The sequence below is a fragment of the Pedobacter steynii genome (assembly GCF_001721645.1).
Lineage (GTDB): Bacteria > Bacteroidota > Bacteroidia > Sphingobacteriales > Sphingobacteriaceae > Pedobacter > Pedobacter steynii_A.
The window spans coordinates 846064-857936 of record NZ_CP017141.1 but is presented as its reverse complement, the minus strand read 5'-3'; the positions used below and the strand labels follow the sequence as shown (position 1 = coordinate 857936).

Sequence of the window (11873 nt, the reverse complement as noted above, 5' to 3'; positions counted from 1 at the left end):
GTTGATTAAAATTGTGTTATTCAGAAATGATCTTCCTGATCCTGTTGTTGTTTTTGTCCAGTACGTATACCGTTCCGTTTTTGTCTACCGCAACTCCGCCAGGTGCGCTAAAAGAGGCGAGTCCGCCGAATCCATCAGTGTAACCTGCTTTGCTGCTTCCGGCAAATGTGCCGACTTCGTAAGTATTGGCCTGCAGATAGCGGATGCTTTGATCGGGATTGCTGGTGCTTCCACCCCCGGTACCATTGCCGGCAACATAGATATTATTGCTGTTGTCTATGGCAATTCCCCATGGATATGCGAATAAGGCGGCATTGGCCACTCCGTTTACATATCCGACATTTCCCGGTTGGCCGGCAACAATGCTGCTCTGCCAGGTGCCGGCTGTAAATTTCCTGATCACCTGATCGCCATGTCCGCATACAAATAAGTTACCGGTATTGTCGAATTTAATACCTGCCGGATAATTTAAACCGGAGATGATTTCCTTGTTGACACCCTGGGCGTTGATCTCATAAATATTTCCGGGGCTGGAGCAGCTGGCATAGTATAGTTTTCCGCCTACCTTATCAAAGGCGACACTCCATGGTGCCTGACTTCCAAAACCCCAGGTCTTGGCCTGTCCGTCTGGTGTGATCATTCTGATGTCCCAATTGCCAGGATCTACGCAATACAGGTTGCCCTGTCCGTCAATAGCGAGGTCATAGGGTAAAGAGAAGTTTGCTGCGGTACCTTTGCCATCGGCATAACCAGCAAGATTGGGATTACCGGCTAGAGTGGTCACGTTTCCGGCCGAATCTATTTTCCGGATGCAGTGGTTGCCGGGATCAGCTACGTAAACATTGAGCTGGTCGTCTACCACAATACCTGAACTCCTGTACCAGTTTTGACCGTTCAGGTTAAAAGAGGCATCTGTTCCTTTTCCATTGGCAAAGCCCGCAGCACCTGATCCGGCAAGGGTGCTCACCGTACGGGTGTACTCGTAAGTAAAAACAGCTTCGCTGGAAGCTTCCCCGTTTTCTATAGTTACTTTTAAGGGGCCTGATTTTGATTTTTTTGGAACTACTGCCATAACTTGTGTGGCACTGGCACCAATTACTTTTAAGGCCAGTCCATTCAGGGTTACAGAGATTTTAGAGAGGTCGGAAGAAAAATTGCTTCCGGTAATGAGTACCTCAGTGCCACCTCCACCTTTTTTAGGAATGAAATCTGAAATGGTGATGGGAGAGGAAGGATTATAGCTGGCTTCTTTGTCTTTTTTGCAACCGCTAAGAAAGAAAAGCAGGCAAATGGAAAAGGATAAGGTATACCTGCATGATGCCTTTATATTGATGAATTGTTTCATGATCGCTTTTTTTAAATACATAAATGATGCGTTGGCTTACCAACCTGGATTCTGTACCAGGGCCCTGTCCCGGTCCAGCTGGTATTGGGAAATAGGGAAGAGGTACATTTTATCTGCCCATGCTCTTTTTTGAAAGAATGTCCGGTTGTAAAAGCGGGTAAAGCCAAATCCCTGGCCTCCATCGTCTTCATTCACATTCATCCCATAGATGGTTTGATTCTCGGGAGCACCGAGCTGTAACCTTCTGATGAGGGTATAATAACGGTCTCCTTCAAAACACAGCTCTACCTGTCTTTCTTTCAGGATGTACTTTCTCATGAGCTCCTTGTTTCCAACTGCGGCGGGATAAACGGTTTCTATCCCTGGTAGTCCTGCTCTGGAGCGGACCAGATTGAGCGTGTTCACCACATCCGGGTTGGAAGGGGAGTATTCATTCAGGGCTTCTGCATAATTAAGGAGGATTTCCGCATAGCGCATGAGGATGAAAGGCCTGTAATTCGTGGCATCTTGCCTGATGTTATCGGCGGGGCTTACATTTTTCAGGAAGTTATAACCGGTAATGTTATTGGTAATTCCGGTCGCTTTAGCCCCGGCTTTCCCGCCATAATAGAACTCTACACGACCAGTGCCATCTACGTTACCTGCTGAGGAGTAATAATTTTTATCATCAACGGTAGGTGCAGGTAATACCGGGCGGCCGTTATACTGAATATAGGCATAAAAGCGGGGCTCCCGGTTGGCATACATATTCCATTGTCCTTTTTTATGTGCCCAGTACTGGCTGCTATTGTTTTCTGCAAAACCGGTTTCGTCATAACCTGAAGAAGGGTCTTCAATGCTGCGTCCGTTACCCATATAAAACGCATCGACTACGTTTTGAGTGGCGTTGTACAGGTTAATCCCTCCGGGGTTGGGAGAAGAGGCTTTGGTATAGCCCCAGTAGTTCCAGGAATTTCTGGAGAACAGGATTTCACTGTTCCAGTTGGTCAGGAAAAGATCCCGGACGGAAAGGTAGGGATCAAACTGAGTACCACCGTTATCCAGATTGGTAAATAGTTTGTAGGAGTTAAGGTCTATCACTGCTTTAGCAGCATCTGCGGCAATTTTCCATTTGTTTGCATCATATACAGCAGGGGCCAAGGCAGTTCCGTCCTGATTTTTTAAGGAATTGAAAGCAGGGTTCCCGTTCCACAATGGACTGGCAGCCCATAAGGCAAGTTGTGATTTAACGGCCAGGCAAGATCCTTTGGAAGGGCGCCCATAATTGCTGGAAGAAGCCCAGCGTACAGGCAGATCAACCGCAGCTTCATCCATTAACTGGTTAACGTAATCCTTACATTCGTCAAAAGTAGCCCTTGGATATTTGTTAAAGTCTTCATCCAGGGAAAGGGCACCGGTTAACTTTACCACCGGCCCGTATTGTTTGATCAGCTGCCAGTAAAACCAGCCTCTCAGGAATTTAGATTCTGCTTTGTACTGAACCTTTAAATCAGCGCCGAGTTGAGAATCCGGTACTTTATCTACATTGGCTTCAAAAATGAAGGAAGAACGGATACCGGTATAATAATTGTCCCAATGGTCGTAATAGGCATTTACGGAGCTCCAGTTGCCGGCTACCATTTGCCGGATATTGGTGCCTGGGATGGAAACCGAGGCTTCGTCACTGATGCCAATATGTGGATAGTCTATTTCGAGTACTGCACCATAAATGTTGTAGAGATAAGATTCCGCATTAGCCCGGTTGCTCCACAGGATATCGGAGGTGAGCAAATTATCAGGTTTTTCATCCAGGTGTTTGCAGGAGGATAAAATGCTTGTTAAAAACAATGATCCTACGGCGATAATGAATAGAGGTATATTTTTCTTTTTCATCAGAATATTTTTTAATGCTTGTAATTGATCAATAGTTCTTGTTAAAATGATACTTTCAGTCCCAGGGCAAATGTTCTTAAGGGCGGATAACCTGAGGCATTGGCGCCGAGCTCCGGATCCCATAACTTAAATTTGGAGAAGGTGAACAGGTTCTGTCCGGTCAGATAAAAATAGACTGACTTAATACCGGATTTGGTAAGAAAAGCATCTGAAAATTTATATCCTAAAGTGGCTTGTTTTAAACGAACAAAGCTGCCGTCTTTAGACCACCAGGTGCTGGGTTGGTAGTTATTGCTATTCTGATTGGAGATCCCTAATCTCGGATAATAGGCATCCTGTCTGGGGTTTTCAGCAGTCCATCTGTCTTCCAGATTGGCCAGCATTCCGGAAGGATATTGGCCCATGCCGGTAAAGGGGACAATACCGGCACCGCTTGCCCCATCACCTGTTACCGCAGAGCCATTGGCCATGAAGGTAGCATTGGAAATGCCCTGGAAGAAAAGTGAGAGATCTACGCCCTTATAACCTACGGTAAAACCTGATCCGTACAAGATGGTAGGAACATCTGATTTGCCGGTATATACGCGATCAAAAGGATTGATCACGCCATCACCATTAACGTCTTTGTATTTAATGTCACCTGGCCTCAAGACCGCACCAAATTGACTCGGACTGTTGGCAATCTGCTCAGCAGAGGTAAATAAACCCTCGGCAACGTACATCAGGTTGTCGCCTAATTTTTGTCCGGTTGCCTGTTGATAAGCATACAGTTGTTTCGGTTCATCACGCTGGATAATTTTATTGTTGTTATAGGTGAAATTGCCATATAGACGAAGGGATACATTCCCTATGTTTTCGTTATACTCGATATTGGCATCCACACCATGGTTGTTCATCTCGCCTAAATTGGCATATACGGTTCCGGTTACGCCCAGGATCCCGGATAAGGAGCTGCGGGAAATTAAGATGTTCTTCCTTCTTTCCTTATACAGGTCTACGGTCAGGTTTAGTTTATTGAACAAGCCGATTTCTATACCAATATTGTCTTTGGTGGCCTTTTCCCAGGTGAGGTTTTCTACGCCGATTACACTTTCTGTAACCCCGTTAAAGATGGCTCCGTTAAAGCCTAATCCTATAGAACGACCAGGGCCATATTGATTCAGATAAGGGAACCTTTTCAGACCTGCCTGATATCCGATCTGGTCATTTCCAACAATACCATGAGATCCTCTGATTTTTAGCAGGTTAATGCCCGAAGAGAGCTTGTTGAAAAAAGATTCTTTGGAGATCACCCAGCCTGCAGAAAAAGATGGGAAAAATCCAAATCTTTTACCGGGTTCAAAGTTCTCTGAACCGGTATAACCTGCGTCAAATTCTACCATGTACCGATCCGCATAAGCATAGGTAGCCCTGAATGCCATGCCCTGGTTTTTGTAAGGGATGGAAGAAATGACATCTCCTGCAGAGCTGACTACCCTTGTGCGCATATTGTATAAAAACAATCCTCCAAAATGGTGGTTACCAAAGCTGCGGTCGTAATTGATATTGGTTTCCAGGTACATCTTTTTTTCTGCCTGTGAGTATTGGGAATAACCTAAGAACTGATCTCCAACCCTGGATTGGTTCAGAATCAGGTTCCCCTCCGCATCTCTCGAGGTGGCGAGAAAAAGATTGTTTCTTCCAGACCTTCTGTTGTTGTTTTCGCTATAGGAGTCAAAGGAGAACCTGGCCATAGCACTTAGCCCTTTTGTAAAGCGGTCCAGTTTCTGGTTAACGGAAAAAATAGACTGTATGGTTGGCCTGAACTCGGTTGCATAACCGGAATTCTGGATTTCGTTAAGTGGGTTGGTCCCTCCATTGTTAAAAGGGCCTGCCCATGATCCGTCAGGATACTGAATGGGAAAGGCAATGGGTGGGGTTAAATAGGCATTATACCAGATTTTACTGGCTGATAAGCCAGGATATCTGCTGCTAACCAGCATGGCATCCAGGTTCATGGACAGCAGGGTAGTAGGGCTCAGATCGATATCAAGATTGGTCCTGAAATCATATCTTTTAAAGTTTAAATTCGGGTTATAGCCATTTTGTTTACTTACTTTATAACTGCCGTCCTGATTGTAGAAAGAGGCAGAAACATAATATCTTACACTTTGAGATCCACCGCTTACATTCAAGTTGGTATTGAAACCTGGTGCCCAGTCTTTATAGGTAGATTTTATCCAGTTTACATTTGGATAAAGGTAGGGATCCAGGCCGCTGGCGGTTTTTTGGATTATTTCTTCAGAATATACGGGTTGGTTCCCGTCGTTAACTGTGGCCTCATTATACAAGCGCATCCAGGAAACACCCTCCAGCATTTTTGGGGTTTTGGTAAGGCCAGACATTGAGGCTTCCGTCTTAATGGAAATCTGTGGTTTGCCTGCAACACCGCGTTTTGTAGTGATGATCAACACACCATTGGCACCCCTGGCGCCATATACTGCAGTAGCGGAAGCATCCTTTAATAAGGAAATGCTTTGTATATCTTCGGGATCTATGTTGTTGTACGAGCCTCCGAAAGAACTGTTAACATCATCACGTTGTACTCCGTCAATAATAATCAGCGGTTCTGAATTGCCGGTGAAAGTACCAATACCCCTGATGGTAAAGGAAGCATTATCATAACCCGGTTCCCCGCTTCTCTGCATAGAGATGACCCCGGCAACTTTACCGGCCAGTGCATTGGACAGGGAGCGGTTAGGGGTAAGCATATCTCCCATATTGATGGTACTTACTGCTCCGGTAATGGTGACCTTTTTCTGTTTACCATAACCCACCACAACGACCTCATCAAGTGCTTTGTCTTCTTCTGTGAGGGTAATGTTGAGGACTGTTTCCCCGTTAACAGGTATTTCTCTGGTCACAAAACCCACCATTTGGATCACCAGGATATCTTTGTTATCTGCCTGGATTTTGAAATTCCCATCGGAATTTGTGGAAGTTGCTTTCTTGGTCCCCTTAATCAAGATGGTTGCGCCCGGAATCGGAATGCCTTTTAAATCGGTCACCTGACCACGGATTTCCTGATCGTTGAAAATGTCGACCAGCTTATCTACGGCTTTATCCAGCAGTGAAGTCTCTTTTGGCTTAATCAGGATGGTTTTTCCATCAATGAGATAAGTCAGCGGAAGGTCGGTGAGAATCTTCTTCAGCGCAACTTCCAGCTCTTCATTTTTCAGAGAAATGGTAATGGGCTTGATTCCGTTGATGACTTTCCGGTCGAACAAAAAATTGTATCCACTTTGATTATGGATCTTTTCTAATGCACTTTTTAATGACACCTGATGTTCATTAAGAGTAATGCGCTGCCCAAAACTGGCGGCACTTACCTGCATTAAAGTGAATAGGAGCAATGTGGTGGTTAATCGCATAATCATCCATATTTTACGGATATAACGGTCTGTTATACCCGGTTTGCTGGCATAAAATCTATACATTTTGTTATATTTGGTTGTGCAGAGGCCGCTCAGGTCTAATGTTTGGCAGCTGCAAGTTTTGGTTAGTGGATTTATTTATTAACTGATGCCAGGTAATTATCGGGGGTGTGTCCAGCACCCCTGGTGATTTGGCATTTCTGAGTAGTAGTTATTCCGTCACAGTTATCCTCCTTCCTTCTATTTTGAAATGTACACTACTGATTGATTCTATCCATTTCAGTACTTCAGACAGCTTGCTTTTCCTGGATACTAATCCCTCCAGAATCAGTGTTGAGCTGGCTTTCGCACCGGGTTCATAAACCACCTCTACATTATACCATCTTGCGATTTTGCGCATGGCGGATTTGAAGTCTTCGCCATCGAAAATGAACTCGCCATTCTTCCAGCCCAATGCTTCATCAGTATCTACCTGACGTACATTTATGATACCTGTAATACTGACGGAGGCTTGCTGACTAGGTTTTAAAATAATCGGCTGCTTACCTTGAGGCTCTTTTAAGCTTTGAACCTGCATACTTCCTTCTACGAGGGTAGTTTTGATAGTGGGTTCATCAGCATAGCTATTGATGTTAAATGATGTTCCCAGATCTTCTGCAATTTGTCTGGAAGTATAAACGCGGAATGGCTGCTTTGCGTTGTGGGTAACTTCGAAATAAGCCTCACCAGTTAATTCGACCTTGCGTTCTTTAAGCCTGGCAAAGCTGGAAGGGAATTTTAAAGAAGATGTGGCGTTTAACCAGACCCTGGTTCCGTCAGAGAGCGTGATGTGGTACTGACCTCCAACAGGGGTGGCCAGCGTCAGTTGCTGTGCTGTTCCTTTAGCGGCAGAGTCTATCTGGCTGATATCGGTCCCATCGTTATAAGCCAGGCCGGATTTACCGATCATTACCCCACCTTTAAGACTGTTTAAATCTACCTTTTGACCATTTGCCAAGGTTACGGTAGCTTTATTGCCTCCAGGATTAATATCATGAAGGGCTAAGTAGGCAGTGGAGCCCTTTTTAATTTGTGATTGCAGGTAAAAGTACAGGCCGGTGCTTAAAATCAGGAATAGCGTTGCTGCGACCAATAAGCCTTGTTTCAATTTTTGAGACTTAGCGGCCGAAGGCAGGGTACTGGTCATCTTCCTGATCGCAAGCAGGTCCTCGTGGAGTTCTTCTGCAGTTAGGCCTAATGGAAGGTCCTTATTCCACTGGGCATACCAACTTTCTAAAAAAGCGATTTCCTCCGGGCTACAGTTACCCGCATGTTTTTTTTGTAAAAGTTTGTCTATTTCTTCTTGTTGCATCATTATTGGGTAGGGAAGGAGCGTACCTCCCGCATTCAAAGATTAAAGACGAAGCAGATTGGCCTTGGGGGTAAAGGAATTAAAAAAAATTATAAAGAAAGGAAGAGCATGGAACCAAACTTAATGCGCAATACCCTTAGCGCGTTGTTTACGGTGGTTTTCACAGTCTGTTCAGAGATGTTCAATTCTTTTGCAATTTCCTGGTGACTAAGGAATCTCTTTCTGCTCAGTTCAAATATCTGACGGGTGCGTTCAGGGAGGTTTGCGATTTCCTGATCTATAAGTGTTTTGAGTTGGTTTTGACGGGCCAGGTGATCTGTGGTCACAAGTCCGGTTTCCGCAAATTGCTGAATGGATTGGGTATAAGATGTTTTTAATTTCTGTCTGGCAAGAAGGTCAAATATTTTGTTTCTGACTGAAGTATAAAGGTAGCCGGATAGGGTGGTTTTAAAGGTAATCTCCTGACGTTTGATCCATAGAGTGGTAAAAAGCTCATGCACCAGGTCTCTGCACTCTTCTCTTAACTGAAGTCTTTTAAAAGCATGGATGTATAAGGCAGCGTGATAGCGCTTGTAAATTTCAGCATACGCCAGCCTGTCATCGGACTTCAGTAAATCTGTTAATTCCTGGTCATTATGGAGTTTGTAGGACATTTTGTTTGGTTGTACTAACGTACATAAATATTACTTTTGATCAAAATAAAAGATAGGTGGGACACAGTAATAAAGCATCTTTAGATATGAGTACTGTACAAATTAAGACAGGTAAAGGGTATTTTATTACCGGAAGCATTTTTGAAGCTAAAGACAACCATACGGTGCTTGTGATCTCTTCTGCAACGGGGGTAAAGCAATCTTATTACCGGAAATTTTCTGAATTCATTGCTAACAATGGAATAACGGTAATGACGTTCGACTATTCCGGAATCGGAAACTCTTTAAATGGCCCCATCAAAAGAAATGATGTTAACGCATCTGACTGGGGAGCAACAGATCTGGAAGCGGTGATGAGATATGCAAAGGAGCATTATCCGGGAGCGACTATCAACTTACTGGGACACAGTATAGGGGGACAATTAATTGGTCTGTCAAAATCTGCTGCGGAAGCCAGGAAGATTATTCTTATGGCTGCCCAAACAGGATACTGGAGATTCTGGACTGGTTTTAGAAAATACCGCATGTGGACCAACTGGAATATTGGGTTTCCCATGTTGCTTTATATTTTTGGGTATCTGCCTTCCAAGAAAATTACGGGTATGGAAAATCTGCCTAAAAATGTTGCCAGACAATGGTGTAAATGGTGCCTGGATCCGGATTATCTTTTTGGTGATATTCCGGAACAGGACCTGTATTTTAAAAATATATCTGCGCAATTAACTTCATTCAGTATAGCTGATGACCCCTTTGCACCCGTAAAAAACGTAGACTGGATAACTGCAAAATATAGTGCGGCCAGGGTTAAACGACTGCACCTGACCCCAGCTGATTTCGGTATGGATCAAATAGGGCATTTCGGAATCTTTCAGGAAAAATCAAGAGCTAACATTTGGGAGCTCCTGCTAAAGGAAATCGAAAGATGACCCTATATAAAATGATACAGGAATACCACATTACCAACATATGCCGGCTTTGGCTGATCTTTAATTACCAGCGTGGCTTCAATCGTAACTTTGGTTACTCCTCTCAGGTTTGCGATCGACATAAGTTTAGCTTTTAGCTGAACCTCGCTGTCTACGACAACGGCCTGACCAAATTTGAAACTCTCTATACCATAGTTGATTTCCATTTTGATATTGCGAACATCGGCAATCTGCTTCCATAAATATGGAATTAGCGATAGCGTTAAATAACCGTGTGCAATAGTCGCTTTAAATGGACCTTCATTTTCAGCTCTTTCTTTATCGGTGTGTATCCACTGATGATCTAAGGTTGCATCAGCGAATTTATTGATCTGTTCCTGGTCTATTTTATGCCAGTTTGAAACACCTAATTCTTTACCTAAATGGGATTGATACTCTTCGAAATTATTAATTATTAACATATGTTTATGGATTAGGAGCTGAGTTTAAAACCTAATTTTAATTATAATATAGGACTTTTACAGCATATAACGAAGACATTTTTTGTTTGTTGATGCCTCAGATTTCCCGATTCAATATATGTGCCTCAAATTAAGGTTATTGCATGCGGACAAAAATTCCGAAGAATGAGAAAATGATGAATGTTGAAGTTCGGATTTTTAATTAAACTCTGGGATTAAATTACCGTCTAAAATCTAAGAAAAATCTTAAATGAACCATCATGAGGTTACAGATCACATCACGATTGAACCGAGCTCATGAAAACTATAAATATCAATGAATAATAAAACGATCATGATAGCTTCATGACCGCCAAAAAAACAAATATATTCTGATGAAAAATAACGTCATAAAATACCTTCTCCACATTTCCGGAATACTCCTATTCTTAGCTGGAACTCCAGTTTTGTTGTTGGCACAAGAAGAAGGAGTGGACTCGTTTATCAGGCAGGAAATGAAAACAAAACGTATCCCCGGACTTCAACTGGCAGTGGTAAGTAAAGGCAAAATTGTGCTGCTGAAATCTTATGGTATAGGTAATATTCAGGATTCTATACCTGTAGACAATCAAAATATATTTGCAATCAATTCTTGCACAAAGGCATTTACTGGTATAGCGATGATGCAATTGGTAGAGGATGGGAAGATCGACCTCAATGCTCCGGTTTCGCTCTATTTGGACAGCTTACCTGTCAATTGGAAGCCTATAAAAGTCCGGCAGCTGTTAACTCATGTTTCAGGATTACCCAATTTACTTCAGCTTTTAAATCCCGCCACAAACGGACTTACAGGATTTGCAAATGAGGAGGCATTATGGGCGAAAGTTAAAACTATGCCCATGGAGTTTAATACCGGTGAACAGTTTAGTTATAACCAGACAAACTATGCCCTGTTGGGTAAAATAATTGATAAAATTAGTGCTAAGCCATTTGAGCAGGTTTTCAGTGAAAGACAATTTAAAGCAGCAGATATGAAAAGGACTGTTTTTGCAGATTCAAGAGATGTGATTCCGCACATGACACCAACTTACAAATATGTCTCGTTTATCGACGGGCAAAGGTTAAATGAAGATAAACTGATCAGCAATTATGCAGAATTTCCGGCCTTTAGACGTACTGCTTCCGGATTAAATAGTACTGCTGAAGACATTGCCAATTGGCTGATTGCTTTACAAAACGGTAAACTGCTTAAAACTAAAGATGCGATAAATAGACTTTGGACAACCGGAACTTATAACAACGGTAATCCAACGCAATGGGCATTGGGCTGGGTGGCAAAACCGCGTCAAAAGCATCGGGCTGTCATTGCAACAGGAGGAGGCCGGTCTGCATTTTTTGTTTATCCGGATGATGACCTGGCTATTGTGGTATTGACAAATTTAGCGGGTGCATATCCGGAAGATTTTATCGATGAAGTTGCCGGGTTTTATAATCCTGATATTCCTGCTTATGATCCGATTTCGGCATTAAGAATGAAATTAAGAGAAAAAGGATTTGAAAATGCAATAGGGGTGTATCATGAATTGAAAAAGAAAAATACAGGTTTTAATCCTTCAGAAGTAGACCTGAACGATTGGGCATACCGGATGTTAAGTAATAAACAAACAAAAGAAGCGGTTAAAATCTTTAAGCTGGCAACAGAACTTTATCCAAACAGTTGGAATGCTTACGATAGTTACGGGGAAGCCCTTTTAAAATATGGACAAAAGCAGGAAGCAATCGTAATGTACCAGAAATCGCTGATTTTAAATCCAAATAATGGTGGAGGGAAAAGGGCCCTGGAGAGACTGATGAAACAAAACTAACGATTCTC

At 43.0% G+C, this 11873-nt stretch carries 8 protein-coding genes; 2 read left to right on the top strand and 6 right to left on the bottom strand.

Going from position 1 to position 11873, the window contains the following annotated elements; genetic code table 11:
* Positions 1-16 precede the first annotated feature (16 nt).
* From BFS30_RS03550 to BFS30_RS03530, 5 genes are all read right to left on the bottom strand, one after another.
* A complete protein-coding gene (locus BFS30_RS03550) occupies positions 17-1345 on the bottom strand; it encodes an IPT/TIG domain-containing protein (protein WP_069378007.1) in 1329 nt (442 codons plus the stop codon).
* A 36-nt stretch (positions 1346-1381) separates the two neighbouring features.
* Positions 1382-3217, bottom strand: a complete 1836-nt coding sequence (locus tag BFS30_RS03545; RefSeq protein WP_069378006.1) for a RagB/SusD family nutrient uptake outer membrane protein — start codon at positions 3215-3217, stop codon at positions 1382-1384.
* Positions 3218-3258: 41 nt separating this feature from the next.
* Positions 3259-6693: a TonB-dependent receptor gene (locus BFS30_RS03540; protein WP_083251938.1), complete on the bottom strand. Its 3435-nt coding sequence runs from the start codon at positions 6691-6693 to the stop codon at positions 3259-3261.
* Between the two features lie 148 nt (positions 6694-6841).
* Complete coding sequence (locus tag BFS30_RS03535) at positions 6842-7984, bottom strand: FecR family protein (RefSeq protein WP_083251937.1); 1143 nt, start codon at positions 7982-7984, stop codon at positions 6842-6844.
* 86 nt (positions 7985-8070) lie between these two features.
* The gene (locus tag BFS30_RS03530) at positions 8071-8634 is read right to left on the bottom strand and encodes an RNA polymerase sigma factor (RefSeq protein ID WP_069378005.1); all 564 of its coding nucleotides are present in this window, start codon (positions 8632-8634) and stop codon (positions 8071-8073) included.
* Between the two features lie 86 nt (positions 8635-8720).
* On the opposite strand from BFS30_RS03530, the gene BFS30_RS03525 reads away from it, so the two are divergent.
* Entirely contained in the window at positions 8721-9560 is an 840-nt protein-coding gene (locus BFS30_RS03525) for an alpha/beta fold hydrolase (RefSeq protein ID WP_069378004.1), read from the top strand.
* A 2-nt stretch (positions 9561-9562) separates the two neighbouring features.
* Here the strand turns inward: BFS30_RS03525 and BFS30_RS03520 are convergent, their stop codons facing one another.
* Entirely contained in the window at positions 9563-10021 is a 459-nt protein-coding gene (locus BFS30_RS03520) for a MaoC family dehydratase (protein WP_069378003.1), read from the bottom strand.
* Between the two features lie 374 nt (positions 10022-10395).
* Between BFS30_RS03520 and BFS30_RS03515 the strand changes: the two genes are divergently transcribed.
* Entirely contained in the window at positions 10396-11865 is a 1470-nt protein-coding gene (locus tag BFS30_RS03515; RefSeq protein WP_083251936.1) for a serine hydrolase, read from the top strand.
* Positions 11866-11873: the final 8 nt, after the last annotated feature.

Excerpts from the sequence above, each read along its gene's own strand:
- BFS30_RS03515 (WP_083251936.1), top strand. The coding sequence starts at position 10,396 with ATGAAAAATAACGTCATAAAATACCTTCTCCACATTTCCGGAATACTC.
- BFS30_RS03550 (WP_069378007.1), bottom strand. The coding sequence starts at position 1,345 with ATGAAACAATTCATCAATATAAAGGCATCATGCAGGTATACCTTATCC.
- BFS30_RS03535 (WP_083251937.1), bottom strand. The coding sequence starts at position 7,984 with ATGATGCAACAAGAAGAAATAGACAAACTTTTACAAAAAAAACATGCG.
- BFS30_RS03525 (WP_069378004.1), top strand. The coding sequence starts at position 8,721 with ATGAGTACTGTACAAATTAAGACAGGTAAAGGGTATTTTATTACCGGA.
- BFS30_RS03540 (WP_083251938.1), bottom strand. The coding sequence starts at position 6,693 with ATGTATAGATTTTATGCCAGCAAACCGGGTATAACAGACCGTTATATC.
- BFS30_RS03520 (WP_069378003.1), bottom strand. The coding sequence starts at position 10,021 with ATGTTAATAATTAATAATTTCGAAGAGTATCAATCCCATTTAGGTAAA.
- BFS30_RS03545 (WP_069378006.1), bottom strand. The coding sequence starts at position 3,217 with ATGAAAAAGAAAAATATACCTCTATTCATTATCGCCGTAGGATCATTG.
- BFS30_RS03530 (WP_069378005.1), bottom strand. The coding sequence starts at position 8,634 with ATGTCCTACAAACTCCATAATGACCAGGAATTAACAGATTTACTGAAG.